Raw genomic sequence first — 15,530 nt, 5'->3', positions numbered from 1 at the left:
CAGCTCAGGGGGTGCAGTCGAACCGATCACGGGGCCGCCGCGTCCACCGCCTTCACGATCCGCTTGTCGGAGATCGGGTACGCCGTCCCGAGTGCGTGCGCGAAGTAGCTGACGCGCAGCTCCTCGATCATCCAGCGGATGTCCGTGACCGTGGACGGGACCGGCCGCCCCTTCGGCAACTGCTCCAGCAGCCAGGCGTACTCGTCCTGCATCTCGTGGACCTTCTGCATGCGCGTGGTGTCGCGCTGGACGCCCGTGGGCATCTGCTGGAGCCGCCGGTCCGCCGCCACCAGGTAGCGCATGAGGTCCGGCAGCCTGCGCAGCCCGGTGAGCGTCACGAAGCCGGGCGGCACGAGGGCCGCCAGCTGCGTCTTGACGTCCTGGATGTTCGCGACCAGCGCGAGGCTGCTCGTGGCCTTCAGGCGGCGCTCACAGGCCTGCCAGGCGGCCAGCACCTGCTGCACCTGCCCGATCGTGCGCACGGTCGTGTCCACCAGGTCGGCGCGGACCGCCTCGTAGAGCTTGCGGAAGCCCGCCTCGTCCCACGCCGGGCCGCCGTGGTCGGCGATCAGCTTGTCGGCCGCCGCGGTCGCGCAGTCGTCGAACAGCGCCTGGATGGAGCCGTGCGGGTTCCTGGACAGGGCCAGCTTCTGCTGGTTGGTCAGGTGGTCCGAGGCGAACTTCGCCGGATTCACCGGGATGTTCAGCAGGATCAGGCGCCGGGTGCCGAGCCACATCGCCTGCTGCTGCTCCGCCTCGGTGTCGAAGAGCCGTACGGAGACGCTCGCACCCTCGTCCACCAGCGCCGGGTACGCCTTCACCGGCTGCCCGGCGCGCCGGGTCTCGAAGACCTTGGTCAGCGTGCCGATGGTCCAGTCCGTCAGCCCGGTCCGCTCCACCGACTCCCCGCCCGCCCGCTCGGCGGTGGCCGCGGCGGCCTTGGACAGGGCCTGGTGGGCCTTGGGCTTCAGCCGCAGCCGCAGCGCCTCCAGGTCCTTGTCCTCGGCGATCTTCTTGCGGCGCTCGTCGACGATCCGGAAGGTGATCTTCAGGTGGTCCGGGATCCGGGTGAGGTCGAAGTCCTCGGCGGAGACCGGGACCCCGACCATCCGCTGGAGCTCGCGCGCCAGGGTGGCCGGCAGCGGCTCCTGCGGCGTCTGATTGCCGCCGGAGGCCGACGGCACCGCCACCTGCAGGAAGCGGGTCGCGAAGTTCGGCGCGGGCACGTAGTGCCGGCGGATCGGTTTCGGCAGCGAGCGGATCAGCTCGGTGACGACCTCCTCCCGCAGGCCCGGGATCTGCCAGTCGAAGCCCTCGTGGGTGACCTGGTTCAGCACCTGGAGCGGGATGTGCACGGTCACGCCGTCCGCGTCCGCCCCGGGCTCGAACTGGTAGGTCACCCGGAACTTCAGCTGTCCCTGCCGCCAGGTGTCCGGGTAGTCGGCCTTGGTGACCCCGGCCGCCTTCTCGGTCAGCAGCATCTCCCGCTCGAAGTCGAGGAGTTCGGGCTCCTCGCGCTTCTTGTGCTTCCACCAGGAGTCGAAGTGCGCCCCGGAGACCACGTGTTCGGGGATCTTCTGGTCGTAGAAGTCGAAGAGGGTCTCGTCGTCCACCACGATGTCGCGGCGCCGGGCCCGGTTCTCCAGCTCCTCCACCTCGGTGAGGAGCTTGCGGTTGTCGGCGTAGAACTTGTGGTGGGTCCGCCAGTCGCCCTCGACCAGCGCGTTGCGGATGAACAGCTCGCGCGAGACCTCGGGATCGATCCGGCCGTAGTTGATCTTCCGCTGGGCGACGATCGGTACGCCGTACAGCGTGAGCTTCTCGTACGCCATCACGGCCGCCTGGTCCTTCTCCCAGTGCGGCTCGCTGTACGTGCGCTTGATCAGGTGCTGGGCCAGCGGCTCCACCCACTCGGGTTCCACCTTGGCGTTCACCCGGGCCCACAGCCGCGAGGTCTCCACCAGCTCGGCCGACATCAGGAACCTGGGCTGCTTCTTGAAGAGCGAGGAGCCCGGGAAGATCGCGAACTTGGCACCGCGGGCACCGAGGTACTCGTTCTTGTCGGTGTCCTTCAGGCCGATGTGCGAGAGCAGACCGGCCAGCAGGGAGATGTGGACGTGCTGCTCGGGGGCGTCGGCCTCATTGACGTGGATGCCCATGCCCTTGGCGACCGTACGAAGCTGCGAGTAGATGTCCTGCCACTCGCGGATGCGCAGGAAGTTCAGGTACTCCTGCTTGCACATCCGGCGGAAGGAGGAGGAGCCGCGCTCCTTCTGCTGCTCGCGGACGTAGCGCCACATGTTCAGGAACGAGAGGAAGTCGCTGGTCTCGTCCTTGAACCGGGCGTGGTTCTGGTCGGCCTGGGTCTGCTTGTCCGAGGGCCGCTCGCGCGGGTCCTGGATGGACAGGGCCGCCGCGATGACCATGACCTCGCGGACGCAGTTGTTCTTGTCGGCCTCGATGACCATGCGGGCCAGCCGGGGGTCCACCGGGAGCTGGGAGAGCTGGCGGCCCATCGGCGTGAGCCGCTTCTTCGGATCCTTCTCCGCCGGGTCCAGGGCCCCGAGCTCCTGGAGGAGCTGGACGCCGTCGCGGATGTTGCGGTGGTCCGGCGGGTCGATGAAGGGGAACTTCTCGATCTCGCCGAGGCCGGCCGCGGTCATCTGGAGGATGACGGAGGCCAGGTTCGTCCGCAGGATCTCGGCGTCGGTGAACTCGGGACGGGCGTTGAAGTCGTCCTCGGAGTACAGCCGGATGCAGATGCCGTCGCTGGTACGGCCGCAGCGGCCCTTGCGCTGGTTGGCGCTGGCCTGCGAGATCCGTTCGATCGGCAGGCGCTGCACCTTGGTGCGGTGGCTGTAGCGGGAGATCCGGGCGGTACCCGGGTCGATCACGTACTTGATGCCCGGGACGGTCAGGGAGGTCTCGGCGACGTTCGTGGCCAGGACGATCCGGCGGCCCGTGTGCTGTTGGAAGACGCGGTGCTGCTCGGCGTGCGAGAGGCGGGCGTAGAGCGGGAGCACCTCGGTGAACTTTAGATTCCGCTTGTTCAGGGCGTCCGCGGTGTCGCGGATCTCGCGCTCGCCGGAGAGGAAGACCAGGATGTCGCCGGCGCCCTCGGACTGGAGCTCGTCCACGGCCTCGCAGATGGCCGTGATCTGGTCGCGGTCGCTGTCGTCGCCCTCCTCCTCCAGGAGGGGCCGGTAGCGGACCTCGACCGGGTAGGTGCGCCCGCTGACCTCGACGATCGGGGCGTCCTCGAAGTGCCGGGAGAAGCGCTCCGGGTCGATGGTCGCCGAGGTGATGATCACCTTGAGGTCGGGGCGCTTCGGCAGCAGCGTGGCCAGGTAGCCGAGCAGGAAGTCGATGTTCAGGGACCGCTCGTGGGCCTCGTCGATGATGATCGTGTCGTAGGCGCGCAGCTCGCGGTCGGTCTGGATCTCGGCGAGCAGGATGCCGTCCGTCATCAGCTTCACGAAGGTCGCGTCCGGGTCCACCTGGTCGGTGAAGCGGACCTTCCAGCCGACCGTCCGGCCGATCTCGGACTTCAGCTCCTCGGCGATCCGCTCCGCGACGGTGCGCGCCGCGATCCGGCGGGGCTGCGTGTGCCCGATGATGCCCCGGACGCCCCGGCCCAGCTCCATGCAGATCTTGGGGATCTGCGTGGTCTTGCCGGAACCGGTCTCGCCCGCGACGATCACGACCTGGTGGTCGCGTATCGCCTCGGCGATCTCGTCCTTCTTCTGGCTTACGGGCAGGTTCTCGGGATACGTGACCTCCGGCATCCGCGAGGCACGGCCGGCCAGTCGCTCGGCGGCCTTCGCGGCCTCCGCGGCGATCTCGTCGAGCACGGCCTGCTTGGCCTCGGGCTTGCGGATGCGGCGGGCGCCCTCGAGGCGGCGGCCGAGGCGGTGCGCGTCACGGAGGGAGATCTCACCGAGAAGCGTCTGCAGGGCGGCGAAGGAAGTAGACATACCTGGTCGAGGATCTCACCTGGGCCCTCCGGGTGGCGAACGCATTTGTCGGGCGGACCCGTACCATTTCGGGACGAGTCCGCCGGCCGTACGAGTGAGAGGCAGCCCACCTTGTCCCGCCCCCGCCGCGTGTGCTGCCTGCTCGGCGTGGTCCTGGTGGCGGTGGTCCTCGCGGTGATCCCGGTGCTGGCCGGCGCCGCCACGGCCCGCCCGGCCGGGCTGACGGGCGGCCCGACGGCTGGCCCGACGGCCGGACTGACAGCCCGGCTGACGGCCGCGGCGGCGCAGCCCGCGGCCGGGGCCCCGGGCCTGATCCCGGCCCGGGCCGGCGGTGGCGGCGGCCCGGCGGCGCCGGTCCCCGTGGCGTTCGCCGACCGCGGTGGGCCGGCCTGCGCACCGGTGGCTCCCGATCACGGCGGCGTCCCCGCCGTCCCGACGCGGGCCGCGGGCGAGCACGCGCAGCTCCCGCCGGCGCGGACGGTGCCCGAGGGGGCGCGGCCGCACGGAACGATGCCCGTACCGGTCCTCGTACGCGGTCCCGACCGGCCGGCGCCCGGCCCGCTGGAGCTGTCCGTGATGCGGGTTTAGCCGGTGGCTCCCCACCGGTCCCCGCCTCACCACCCGCAGCACTGGAGCACCCGCATGTCCTCTCCCAAGACCTCCACGAAGCCCCTGCTGATCTCCGCCGGGGTCGCCCTCGCCGCGATCACCCTCGGCATCGTCTCCTGGCAGGCCACCGCCCCCGCCGAGAAGGGCTCCGCCGGCTCCGCGACCGCGGTCGCGCCCCGGACCGACCCCTCCGCCGAGCTCAGGGCACTGGCCCGCCGCGAGTCCGGCGACAAGCTCGCCGTCGGCCGCGCCGACGCGCCCGTGGTGCTCATCGAGTACTCCGACTTCAAGTGCGGCTACTGCGGCAAGTTCGCCCGGGACACCGAGCCCGAACTGGTGAGGAAGTACGTCGAGGACGGCACCCTGCGCATCGAGTGGCGCAACTTCCCGATCTTCGGCGCCGACTCCGAGGCCGCCGCCAAGGCCGCCTGGGCGGCCGGGCAGCAGGACCGCTTCGCCGCCTTCCACGCCGCCGCGTACGCCGACGGCTCGAAGGAGAAGGGCTTCGCCGAGCCTCGGCTCGTGGAGCTGGCCCGCGAGGCCGGGGTCCCCGACCTGGAGCGCTTCAAGACGGACATGGCCGGCGAGCAGGCCGCGGCGGCCCTGAAGCGGGACCAGGAGGAGGGCTACCGCATCGGCGTGACCTCCACCCCGTCCTTCCTGGTCAACGGCAAGCCGATCGCCGGAGCCCAGCCGCTCGACGCCTTCACGGCCGCCATCGCCACGGCCGAGGCGGCGGCGCGGCCGTGACCGACATCGGATACCTGGCCGCCCTGCTCGGCGGCCTCCTCGCCCTGCTCAGCCCCTGCAGCGCGCTGCTGCTCCCGGCCTTCTTCGCGTACTCGATCGACTCCACCTCGCGGCTGCTGGCCCGCACCGGGATCTTCTACGCGGGCCTCGCGAGCACCCTCGTACCGCTGGGGGCCGCCGGTTCGTACGCCGGACGGTTCTTCCACGGCAACCGCGACCAGCTCGTCCTGGCCGGCGGCTGGCTGATCATCGCGCTCGGGCTCGCGCAGATCCTGGGCCTGGGCTTCGCCCCCAAGCGGATCTCGGAGCTGTCGGGCCGGATCCGGCCGACCACCGCGCTGTCGGTGTACGCGCTCGGCGCGGTCTACGGGCTGGCGGGCTTCTGCGCCGGGCCCATCCTGGGCAGCGTCCTGACGGTCGCGGCGGTCAGCGCCAGCTCCGTCTACGGCGGCCTGCTGCTCGCGGTGTACGCGCTGGGGATGGCCGTACCGCTGTTCCTGCTGGCCCTGCTGTGGGAGCGGTTCCAGCTGGGCGGGCGGCGCTGGCTGCGCGGGCGGGCCCTGACGGTGGGCCGCTTCGAGCTGCACACCACCTCGCTGCTGTCCGGGCTGTTCTTCATCACCCTGGGCGCGCTGTTCCTCGCCTACGACGGCGCGAGTGCGCTGCCGGGGCTGCTGGACGTGGACGACTCGTTCGCGGTGGAGCAGTGGGTCGGGTCGCTGGCCGACGCGGTCCCGGACTGGGCGCTGCTCGGGCTGGTCGCGGCGGGGGCGGCGGCCGTCGGCCTGGTGCAGTGGCGCCGCAGGGCGCGGACGGCGGCCGAGGGGATGACCGAGGGGATGACCGAGGGGGAGTAACCGCAGAAGGCCCCGTCCGGGGGACGGGGCCTTCTCGATGGTGGCTGGGGCCGGGGTCGAACCGGCGACCTATCGCTTTTCAGGCGATCGCTCGTACCAACTGAGCTACCCAGCCACGAAGCCGTTTCCGGCTTCAGCGATCCTGACGGGACTTGAACCCGCGACCTCCACCTTGACAGGGTGGCGAGCTAACCAACTGCTCCACAGGACCTTGTAGTGTGCGAGACCAAGTCTTGCACACGGTAACGCGTACCCCCAACGGGATTCGAACCCGTGCTACCGCCTTGAAAGGGCGGCGTCCTGGGCCACTAGACGATGAGGGCTAAAGGCCCGCCTGGGCGCTTTCCAGCGCGTCGGGGACGTGAGAAGCATATGGGATCCGGGCAGCTATCGCCAAAACGGTTTCCGCCGGGGGGAGAATGGCCCGGTGCTGGAGATGACGCGCGAGGAGTTCGAAGAGCTCGTCGCAGAGGCCCTGGACCGGATCCCGCCGGAGCTGACGCGGCTGATGGACAACGTGGCGGTGTTCGTCGAGGACGAACCTCCCGCCGACGACCCCGAGCTCCTCGGACTGTACGAGGGGACTCCGCTGACGGACCGCGGTGAGTGGTACGCCGGGGTGCTGCCGGACCGGATCACCATCTACCGGAATCCCACGTTGCGGATGTGCGACGACCGGGAGAGCGTGGTCGCCGAGACGGAGGTCACCGTGGTGCACGAGATCGCCCACCACTTCGGGATCGACGACGACCGGCTGCACGCGCTGGGGTACGGGTGACCCGACCGGTCCCCGGCGCCGAGGCGATCGACCCCGACGTCGACCTGCACGTACCCGCCCAGCGCGCCGAACCCCGGGGCCGGGTGCTCGCGGCGGTGGCGGCGGGAGGGGCGGTCGGGGCCACGGCGCGGTACGGGGCCGGCCTGCTCTGGCCGACCGGACCCGGGGCCTTTCCGTGGGCGACCTTCTGGATCAACGTGACCGGCTGTGCGCTGATCGGCGTACTGATGGTGCTGATCAGCGAGGGCGGTCGGACCGCGCCGCATCCACTGGTGCGGCCCTTCGCCGGGGTCGGGGTGCTCGGCGGCTTCACCACCTTCTCCACCTACGCGGTGGACTTCTCGCGGCTCCTGGACGAGGGGGAGGCGGGGACCGCGCTGGCCTACGCCGGGCTCACGGTGCTGGCGGCCCTGGGCGCGGTGTGGGCGGCGGCCTCGGTGACCCGGCTCGCGGTCCGGGGGCGCGGGTGAACTGGCTCCTGGTGGTGGCGGGCGCGGTCGTGGGCGCTCCGCTGCGGTACGTGACGGACCGCGCGGTGCAGGCGCGGCACGATTCGGTCTTCCCCTGGGGCACCTTCGTGGTCAACGCGGCCGCGTGCCTGGTGCTGGGGGTCCTGACGGGCGCGGTGCTGGCCGGGGCCTCCTCCTCGCGGTGGGAGCTGCTGCTGGGGACCGGGCTGTGCGGGGCGCTGAGCACGTACTCGACGTTCTCGTACGAGACGCTGCGGCTGGCCGAGCGCGGCTGGACGTTCCTGGCGGCGGCGAACGTGGTGATGTCGGTGCTGGTCGGGCTGGGTGCGGTGCACCTCGGGTCGCAGGTGGCGCGGCAGCTGTTCGCCTGAGGGCGTGTCCCTTACGGGTCAAAGGGAGTTGGGCACATTGACCCGCTCATGCGGACCGCTCACCCCCAGGCTCCGGAGGTACCCCCGTGCGCCAGTTGTCCGCTTCCCTCCGGCTGGCCGTCACCGCGCTCGCGGTCGCGGCGACGGCCGGCTGCATGAGTGTCGGCGAGGACGCGGCGAAGCCCGGGCCGTCCGCATCGGCGGACCGCGAGGGCGGCGCCGCGGGCAGGGGCTCCACGACCGGGAAGGGCTCCGGGGTCCACGGCAACGGACACGGCGCGAAGGACGGTACGGGGAACCAGGACGGCAAGCCCAAGGAGGACGGCAAGGCCTCCGGCGCGACCGGAGCCTCGCCCGGTCCGGGCGCGCCGAGCGGTCAGCCGGGTGTGCCCGCGCCGTCGGCGGGACCGGGCGGCGGAGCGGGTGGGCAGGGCCCCCAGGAACCGCCTGCCGGGGGCTCGGGCGGGTCGGGCGGGTCGGGCGGAGCCGGTGGTTCCGGTGGTTCTGGCGGCTCCGGTGGCGGCGGTTCGAGCGGCGGGCAGCAGTCGGCCAGTCCGACTCCGCAACCGCCGGCCACGACGCCCCCTGTGACGGAACCCACGCCGACTCCGTCAAGTCCGCAGCCCGAGCCCACCACCCAGCCGGCCCCGCAGGCCTAGGCCCGGCCCGGTCTCCGGGGTGCGGTCAGGCGGCGGAGCGAGACGTCTTCGCAGGTCAAAGGCGTTTTGGTCGGACCGGCTTGCCAGACCCCGGGGAGGGTGCGTATGGTTATAGATCGTTTGATCCCATTGCCCGGCGCCGAATCCGAAGAGCGCCGTGTGGCGCGTACTCTCCCTAGCCGTGGCTGACCGCATTGAGGCGGTCGATTTGCGATTCACGGAGTTTGGGCGCGTGCCGAGACTCCGGAAGGTTTCGCATTTCGCATGTCCATTTCCAGTTCTGACCGTTCCGTCATGCCCGAGAACGACTCCAACGAGATCATCGACGCCGAGGCCCTTGTGGTCACCGAGGCCATCGAGGCCGCAGAGGCGAACGAGATCATCGAGGCCCTCGAGGCCGACGTGACGACCGACGAGTCCCTCGAGGACTCCATCGAAACCGACACGGACTTCGACACCGACGCTGACGCTGACGCGGAGCCCACGATCACCTTCGGCGACCTCGGTCTGCCCGATGGCATCGTGCGCAAGCTCGCCCAGAACGGCGTCACCGCCCCCTTCCCGATCCAGGCCGCGACCATCCCGGACGCCCTGGCCGGCAAGGACATCCTCGGCCGTGGCCGCACCGGCTCCGGCAAGACCCTCTCCTTCGGTCTGCCGACCCTGGCCTCGCTGGCCGGCGGTCACACCGAGAAGAAGAAGCCCCGCGCCATCATCCTCACGCCGACGCGTGAGCTCGCGATGCAGGTCGCGGACGCCCTCCAGCCCTACGGCGACGTGCTCGGCCTGAAGATGAAGGTCGTCTGCGGCGGTACCTCCATGAGCAACCAGATCTTCGCTCTGGAGCGCGGTGTCGACGTACTCGTCGCCACCCCGGGCCGTCTGCGCGACATCATCAACCGTGGCGCCTGCTCCCTGGAGAACGTCAAGATCGCCGTCCTCGACGAGGCCGACCAGATGGCCGACCTGGGCTTCCTGCCCGAGGTCACCGAGCTGCTCGACCAGATCCCCGGCGGCGGCCAGCGCATGCTCTTCTCCGCCACCATGGAGAACGAGATCGGCACCCTGGTCAAGCGCTACCTGTCCAACCCGGTCACCCACGAGGTCGACAGCGCCCAGGGCAACGTCACGACCATGACGCACCACGTGCTCGTCGTGAAGCCGAAGGACAAGGCGCCGGTCACGGCCGCCATCGCCGCCCGCAAGGGCCGCACCATCATCTTCGTCCGCACCCAGCTGGGCGCCGACCGCATCGCCGAGCAGCTCGTCGAGGCCGGCGTGAAGGCCGACGCGCTGCACGGCGGCATGACGCAGGGCGCCCGTACCCGCGTCCTCGCCGACTTCAAGGACGGCTACGTCAACGCGCTCGTCGCCACCGACGTCGCCGCCCGCGGCATCCACGTCGACGGCATCGACCTGGTCCTGAACGTGGACCCGGCCGGTGACCACAAGGACTACCTGCACCGCTCGGGCCGCACCGCTCGCGCCGGCAAGTCCGGTGTCGTGGTCTCCCTCGCGCTGCCGCACCAGCGCCGCCAGATCTTCCGCCTGATGGAGGACGCGGGCGTCGACGCCTCGCGTCACATCGTCCAGGGCGCAGGCGCCTTCGAGCCGGAGGTCGCCGAGATCACCGGTGCCCGTTCGCTGACCGAGGTCCAGGCCGACTCCGCGAACAACGCCGCCAAGCAGGCCGAGCGCGAGGTCGCCGAGCTCACCAAGCAGCTGGAGCGACTGTCGCGCCGTGCCGTGGAGCTGCGCGAGGAGGCCGACCGCCTGGTCGCCCGTTCCGCGCGTGAGCGCGGCGAGGACCCGGAGGCCGCTGTCGCCGAGGTGGCCGAGGCCGCCGAGGCCGAGGTCGCGGCTGCTGCCGCCGCCGCTGCCGCCGAGCTGGCCGCGCAGGAGCGCCGCGAGGAGCAGCGCGCCCAGCGCGACGACCGCGGCAACTTCGAGCGTCGTGACAACCGCGGTGGCGACCGCGGTGACCGTGGCGGCTTCCGCCGTGACGACCGCGGCGACCGCGGTGACCGCGGCGGCCGCCCCTCCGGTGGCTTCAACCGTGACGACCGTGGTGGCGACCGTGGTGGTTTCCGCCGTGACGACCGTCCGTCGGGTGGTTTCCGTTCCGGTGGTGACCGTCCGGCCGGTGGTGGCTTCCGTCGTGACGAGCGTCCGTCGGGTGGCTTCAACCGCGATGACCGTGGTGGCGACCGTGGTGGTTTCCGCCGCGACGACCGTCCGTCGGGTGGCTTCCGCTCCGGTGGTGACCGTCCGGCCACGGGCAACGGCACGTACAACCGTGACGACCGCACCTCCGGCGGCGGCTTCCGCTCCGGCGGCGGCGACCGCCCGTTCAACCGCGACCGTCGTGACGACCGTCCGTCCGGTGGTTTCCGCTCCGGCGGCGCCGGTGACCGTCCGTACGGCCGCCGCGACGACCACCGCCCGTCCGGATCCGGTTCCACCGGTGGCTTCGGCGGCCGCCGCGACGACAAGCCGCGCTGGAAGCGCAACGGCTGATCGCTGCTGAGCTGAACCCCTGAGAAGGGCCCGTACGGCACCCAGGTGCCGTACGGGCCCTTTCTCGTGGCGGCGGGGGCCAGAGCCCTCGGTCTCCCCCAGCGCCCCGGAAACTGACGCGACGTGACAAGGCCTCGGGACGCGACAGGCCGGTCGGTCGATACCCGATCGGCTGACCGGCGAGGTCCGGCTATGCTCTGGGGTGAGCACGTGGAGGGCCATTAGCTCAATTGGCAGAGCAGCGGACTTTTAATCCGTTGGTTGTCGGTTCGAGTCCGACATGGCCTACCGCTCGCGGGCCGAGGCGAAGCCTCTGACCTGGCGCTGAGCGCCCCTTCCGGTTCCGGCCGGACGGGGCGCTCAGTCGTTCCCGGTCCCGTGGGCGAGCGGACGCACGGCCGTACGGCTTCGACACCCTCGGCCTGACCGAGGTGCACGCCACCGTGGCCGCTCCCAACACGGCCTCCCTGACCCTGCTGCACCGCATCGGCTTCGCGCACGTCTGGGACGTCCAGGAGGACGACGGCACCACCACGCGCGTCCTGACCCGGCGGCTTCGTTCGCACCCCCCGGCTTCGGGCCGGTTTTAAGGCTCTGACCTGCGGTGATGTCGATCTGCGGGCGGGGTGGCGGTTAATTGGCGGAGGACTCCCCCCGGATGGCGTAGAGTTGTGTTTACCGACGCGGGGTGGAGCAGCTCGGTAGCTCGCTGGGCTCATAACCCAGAGGTCGTAGGTTCAAATCCTGCCCCCGCTACTCAGTACGAAGGCCCGGTTCCCCTTGGGGAACCGGGCCTTCGTCGTGTCCCGCACGTCGCACGTTACGGAGTGTGAGGGAAGGGGCGCTCTGCGCGAGATGATTGACGGACCGTCACTTTTCAGACGTGGCTGGAAGGGTGGGGGAGTCGTCTGATCTTTGCCCGAGTTGATCCGTTTATGTAGGGAAAAGGCCTGGCCAGAGCTGGTCAGGGAGTGGCCGATTGGCGCTAACGATCAATCGGGGGAGCTTGGAATCACTCCCCTACGTCTATTACCTTTCGATAACGCAGCGCGGTCGTCCCAGCCGTCGCAAGAGACGGCACCGTGCGCGTGCGCGTCAATGCGCGTCGATGAGGAGTGTGCCCCGGTGGCCTCCAACTTGCCTGCCCCTGAAGGCATCGAGATCCAGGAGCCGCCCACCGCGGGTGCCTGGGGCGAGTGGAATCCCACCGAGGATTCGGTCCGTCCCGTCCGCGGCAAGCACCGGGTCGCCAAGCAGCGCGGAGGACTCGCGCGCAGCTCCACCGTCCTCGGCGTCGGTGTCATCGCGGCGGTGGGCGCCAGCGGTATCGCCACCGCACAGGACCGGCCCCAGGTCGCGATATCCCTGCCGTCCCTGCCCGATCTGATGTCCGGGGACAAGGAGCGGCAGGAGGACGGCGGTCTGGGTGCGGCGGCCGCGAAGACGGGCATCATCGCGCAGCAGTCCGACCGGGGCGCGGACGCCGGCGAGGCGCTGCGCAGCCGCATCCTCCAGCAGGCCGAGTCCCAGCAGGACGTCGCCGAGGCGAAGGCCCGGGCGCAGGCCGAGCAGGCCGCGCAGCAGGCCGCCGCCCAGGAGGCCAAGGCCAAGCTGGAGGCGGCCCGCACGGCGGCCGAGGAAGCGAAGGCGCAGGCCGAGGCGAAGGCTGCGGAAGAGGCCGAGGCCGCCAGGAAGGCCGCCGAGGCGAAGGCCGAGCAGGAGGGCCTGGCCAAATCGGCCGGAAGCTACTTCCTGCCCACCTCCGCCTACACCCTCACGTCGCACTACGGGGACTCCGGCTCCATGTGGTCCTCCGGCTACCACACCGGCCTGGACCTCGCGGCCCCGACCGGCACCCCGGTCAAGGCCGTGGCCGCCGGAAAGATCACCTCGGCCGGCTGGTCCGGCGCGTACGGCTACCGGATCGTGCTGGAGCTGGAGGACGGTACGGAGATCTGGTACTGCCACCTCTCCTCGATGTCGGTGACCTCGGGTGCGGTCGCCGGCGGCGAGACCATCGGCCGCGTCGGCGCCACCGGCAATGTCACCGGGGCCCATCTCCACCTGGAAGTACGCAAGGGTGGCTCGACGATGGACCCGCTGGCGTGGCTGAACTCCAAGGGCCTGAACGTCTGAGCTCCGGCTCCGCCCATCGCGGCAGGGGTACTCCGGCCGGTACTCCGGCCGGCGCGGCGGCGTCGGCGGACACGGCCGAAGCCGAGGCCGAAGCCGAGGCCGAGGAGGCCAGAGGGTCGAACCACGGCGGAAGCAGCTCCTCCATGACCGCCGCCCGGGCCAGCGCGGGGCCCGCCGTCGCGCGGTGCTGCCACAGCCGGTGCAGCAACTCCCGCTCCCGCCCGGCGAAATCCGGCTCGCGCACCGGGCCGCCGCGGCGCGCCCGGTTCCGTAGCAGAGCCAGGGCGGCCGCGTCCGCCTCGTACCGCGCGACCGCGCGTCCGGCGGCCCGGCCCCCGCTGCGCCGGGCCAGGGCGCGGGCCAGCGACCGGGCCGGCATCGAAGCCAGGGCCGGCACCTCGGCGGGGCCGAGCCAGCCGGCGGCCGCGTAGAGGGCCAGCTCCCCGGCGACGGCCCGCAGCCGGCCGCGCCGTATCCGCACCGCCAGCCACACCAGCAGCCCGAACACCGGAACCATCACGCAGCCGTAGACCACGTAGAAGCCGTACTCCCCGAGCCGCGAGGAGCCGTTCCACAGCGCGTGCATGCCCATGGCCAGCGCCAGGCCCAGCAGCGGCAGGCACATCCGGCGCGAACGGCGGACGCTGAGCGCGGCCGCGCCGAATCCGAGCCCTGTCAGCACCGTGAACAGCGGGTGCGCGAACGGAGACAGCACTATCCGCACGAAGAAGGTCGCCGCCGTCAGCGACTCCAGTACGCCGGTGCCCTCGGCCAGGTCCTCACCGAAGGCGTTGCCGAGGTAGAGGATGTTCTCGGTGAAGGCGAAGCCCGTGGCGGTGAAGCCGGCCACCACGAAACCGTCGGCGGGGCCGGTGAAATGGCCTCTCCGGAACACGAACACCAGCAGCAGGGCCGCCGCCTTGGCACTCTCCTCCACCACCGGCGCGATGGCCACGGAGCCGAGCTGATCGGCCTCGGAGGGGTCCGCGGTGGCCGCGGCTATCCACTGGGTGGCGAAGTTGTTGGCCAGTATCGCGATCAGCGCCGCGGTGCAGGCACCCCAGCCGAAGCAGAACAGCAACTGCGGCCAGGGCGCGGGCGCGGCCCGGCCGAGCCACCGGAAGGCCGCCATGAGCGGCGCCACCGGCAGCAGGGCCAGACCGAGACCGACGAAGAACCCGGGGGTGCCGGTCTCCTCCCGCACGAGTTCGAGGATCGCGATCCCGGTGACGGCGAGCAGGGCGAGGAGCACGCCCGTACGGACCGTGCCCGACGGACGTGCGAGCACATGGCGGAGCGCTCGGAACACACCATGACCCTAGCGAGCCGGTCTGACACGCGCCGTGACGTTGTCAGTTCTCCCTGCGCCGGAAGAGCAAGTCGTGTACGACGTGGCCCTTGTCGAGGCCCTGCCCCTCGAAGCGGGTGAGCGGCCGGAAGGCGGGGCGCGGGGCGTAGCCGCCGTCAGGCTGGGTGTTCTCGAAGTCCGGGTGCGCGGTGAGCACTTCGAGCATCTGCTCGGCGTACGGCTCCCAGTCGGTCGCGCAGTGCAGTACGGCCCCGGGCGCCATGCGGGTGGCGGCCAGGGTGAGGAACTCGGGCTGGATCAGCCGGCGCTTGTGGTGGCGGGCCTTGGGCCAGGGATCCGGGAAGTACACGCGGATCCCGGCCAGGGACTCGGGCGGCAGCATCTCGCGGAGCAGGATGATGGCGTCGCCGTTGGCCACGCGGATGTTGCTGAGTCCGCCCCGTTCCGCGAGGGCGAGGAGGTTGCCCTGCCCGGGGGTGTGCACGTCGACGGCGAGGATCCCGGTGCCGGGGTCGTCGGCGGCCATCTGGGCGGTGGCCTCGCCCATGCCGAAGCCGATCTCCATGACGACGGGGAGGCCGTCGAAGAGCTCCTTGAGGTCGATGACCCGGTGGCCGTCGATGTCCAGGCCCCAGGTGCCCCAGAGGCGCTTGAGGGCCTCGCCCTGGCCGGTGGTGACCCGGCTGCGCCGGGGCTGGAAGCTCCGGATCCGCCGCTCGTGGTGCGAGCCGGCCGGATCGGGCGAGGGCCCGTCGGGGAAGCGGGGCTCGGTGCGCCACTTGGGTGGCACGTACGAGTTCGCCTTCGGCGCGGCGTCCGGGAGGCTGGGCGGCTGGGGGTTTAGGGACTCAGACACAATGCGTCGATTCTACGACGGGGGCTGTCGGCGCCGCTGCGCGGAGCTGGTCCCCACCCCGCCCCGCCCTTCCGCCGTTCCCCGGGCTCTGCCCGGACCCGGTCCTCAAACGCCGGACGGGCTGAAGGATTCAGCCTCGCCGGCGTTTGAGGCGCGGGGTCTGGGGCGGAGCCCCAGGAAACGGAGAAAGGGCGGGGCGGGGACCAGTTCCGCGCAGCGGCGACCCTGCACCCCCGACTGGAGG

Annotated in this window: 12 protein-coding genes, 5 tRNA genes and 1 pseudogene; 12 read left to right on the top strand and 6 right to left on the bottom strand. The window is 71.3% G+C overall.

Annotated elements, in window-relative coordinates:
• Window positions 1-26: 26 nt before the first annotated feature.
• The gene (gene hrpA, locus ACZ4TV_RS04940) at window positions 27-3,974 is read right to left on the bottom strand and encodes an ATP-dependent RNA helicase HrpA (RefSeq protein ID WP_468130786.1); all 3,948 of its coding nucleotides are present in this window, start codon (window positions 3,972-3,974) and stop codon (window positions 27-29) included.
• Between the two features lie 111 nt (window positions 3,975-4,085).
• Between hrpA and ACZ4TV_RS04935 the strand changes: the two genes are divergently transcribed.
• The 3 genes from ACZ4TV_RS04935 to ACZ4TV_RS04925 are packed head-to-tail and all read left to right on the top strand — an operon-like array spanning window position 4,086 to window position 6,190.
• Window positions 4,086-4,562: a hypothetical protein gene (locus tag ACZ4TV_RS04935; RefSeq protein WP_468130784.1), complete on the top strand. Its 477-nt coding sequence runs from the start codon at window positions 4,086-4,088 to the stop codon at window positions 4,560-4,562.
• 54 nt (window positions 4,563-4,616) lie between these two features.
• Complete coding sequence (locus ACZ4TV_RS04930) at window positions 4,617-5,333, top strand: DsbA family protein (RefSeq protein ID WP_468130782.1); 717 nt, start codon at window positions 4,617-4,619, stop codon at window positions 5,331-5,333.
• Complete coding sequence (locus tag ACZ4TV_RS04925; protein WP_468130780.1) at window positions 5,330-6,190, top strand: cytochrome c biogenesis CcdA family protein; 861 nt, start codon at window positions 5,330-5,332, stop codon at window positions 6,188-6,190. The genes ACZ4TV_RS04930 and ACZ4TV_RS04925 overlap by 4 nt, the downstream gene beginning before the upstream one ends.
• Before the next feature lie 38 nt (window positions 6,191-6,228).
• Here ACZ4TV_RS04925 and ACZ4TV_RS04920 read toward each other — a convergent pair.
• The 3 genes from ACZ4TV_RS04920 to ACZ4TV_RS04910 all read right to left on the bottom strand — a co-directional run bounded on the left by ACZ4TV_RS04920 (window position 6,229) and on the right by ACZ4TV_RS04910 (window position 6,513).
• Window positions 6,229-6,305: transfer RNA gene (locus ACZ4TV_RS04920), tRNA-Phe, on the bottom strand.
• 22 nt (window positions 6,306-6,327) lie between these two features.
• Window positions 6,328-6,401: transfer RNA gene (locus ACZ4TV_RS04915), tRNA-Asp, on the bottom strand.
• A gap of 39 nt (window positions 6,402-6,440) precedes the next feature.
• Window positions 6,441-6,513 (bottom strand) — tRNA-Glu (locus ACZ4TV_RS04910).
• A gap of 104 nt (window positions 6,514-6,617) precedes the next feature.
• Between ACZ4TV_RS04910 and ACZ4TV_RS04905 the strand changes: the two genes are divergently transcribed.
• The 9 genes and pseudogenes from ACZ4TV_RS04905 to ACZ4TV_RS04865 all read left to right on the top strand — a co-directional run bounded on the left by ACZ4TV_RS04905 (window position 6,618) and on the right by ACZ4TV_RS04865 (window position 13,121).
• Window positions 6,618-6,968, top strand: coding sequence for a metallopeptidase family protein (locus ACZ4TV_RS04905; RefSeq protein ID WP_468130777.1), 351 nt, complete (start codon window positions 6,618-6,620; stop codon window positions 6,966-6,968).
• Window positions 6,965-7,438, top strand: a complete 474-nt coding sequence (locus ACZ4TV_RS04900) for a FluC/FEX family fluoride channel (protein WP_468130775.1) — start codon at window positions 6,965-6,967, stop codon at window positions 7,436-7,438. The genes ACZ4TV_RS04905 and ACZ4TV_RS04900 overlap by 4 nt, the downstream gene beginning before the upstream one ends.
• Window positions 7,435-7,809, top strand: coding sequence for a fluoride efflux transporter CrcB (gene crcB / locus ACZ4TV_RS04895; protein ID WP_468130773.1), 375 nt, complete (start codon window positions 7,435-7,437; stop codon window positions 7,807-7,809). The genes ACZ4TV_RS04900 and crcB overlap by 4 nt, the downstream gene beginning before the upstream one ends.
• A gap of 86 nt (window positions 7,810-7,895) precedes the next feature.
• Window positions 7,896-8,468: a hypothetical protein gene (locus tag ACZ4TV_RS04890; RefSeq protein ID WP_468130771.1), complete on the top strand. Its 573-nt coding sequence runs from the start codon at window positions 7,896-7,898 to the stop codon at window positions 8,466-8,468.
• Between the two features lie 294 nt (window positions 8,469-8,762).
• Window positions 8,763-10,985 carry a DEAD/DEAH box helicase gene (locus ACZ4TV_RS04885; protein ID WP_468130769.1) on the top strand — a complete coding sequence of 741 codons (2,223 nt, stop codon included), beginning with the start codon at window positions 8,763-8,765 and terminating at the stop codon, window positions 10,983-10,985.
• Between the two features lie 215 nt (window positions 10,986-11,200).
• Window positions 11,201-11,273: transfer RNA gene (locus tag ACZ4TV_RS04880), tRNA-Lys, on the top strand.
• A gap of 113 nt (window positions 11,274-11,386) precedes the next feature.
• A pseudogene (locus ACZ4TV_RS04875) lies at window positions 11,387-11,575 on the top strand (GNAT family N-acetyltransferase); the annotation flags it as partial.
• A 92-nt stretch (window positions 11,576-11,667) separates the two neighbouring features.
• Window positions 11,668-11,741: transfer RNA gene (locus tag ACZ4TV_RS04870), tRNA-Met, on the top strand.
• Between the two features lie 369 nt (window positions 11,742-12,110).
• Window positions 12,111-13,121 (top strand): M23 family metallopeptidase, encoded by a 1,011-nt coding sequence (locus ACZ4TV_RS04865; protein ID WP_468130767.1) that lies wholly within the window; start codon window positions 12,111-12,113, stop codon window positions 13,119-13,121.
• Here ACZ4TV_RS04865 and ACZ4TV_RS04860 read toward each other — a convergent pair.
• The gene (locus ACZ4TV_RS04860; protein WP_468130765.1) at window positions 13,030-14,430 is read right to left on the bottom strand and encodes a PrsW family intramembrane metalloprotease; all 1,401 of its coding nucleotides are present in this window, start codon (window positions 14,428-14,430) and stop codon (window positions 13,030-13,032) included. The two genes, ACZ4TV_RS04865 and ACZ4TV_RS04860, sit on opposite strands and share 92 nt — an antisense overlap.
• 43 nt (window positions 14,431-14,473) lie before the next feature.
• Window positions 14,474-15,286, bottom strand: coding sequence for a tRNA (guanosine(46)-N7)-methyltransferase TrmB (trmB, locus tag ACZ4TV_RS04855; protein ID WP_468130763.1), 813 nt, complete (start codon window positions 15,284-15,286; stop codon window positions 14,474-14,476).
• Window positions 15,287-15,530 lie beyond the last annotated feature (244 nt).

The organism is Streptomyces sp. NPDC028910 (assembly GCF_055564955.1).
Note: the sequence above shows the minus strand (reverse complement) of the source record. Positions and strands in the feature narration are given on the sequence as shown.

Bases quoted from the DNA above. Each gene is read 5' to 3' on its own strand.
- ACZ4TV_RS04930 (WP_468130782.1), top strand. From the start codon at position 4,617: ATGTCCTCTCCCAAGACCTCCACGAAGCCCCTGCTGATCTCCGCCGGG.
- ACZ4TV_RS04885 (WP_468130769.1), top strand. From the start codon at position 8,763: ATGCCCGAGAACGACTCCAACGAGATCATCGACGCCGAGGCCCTTGTG.
- hrpA (WP_468130786.1), bottom strand. From the start codon at position 3,974: ATGTCTACTTCCTTCGCCGCCCTGCAGACGCTTCTCGGTGAGATCTCC.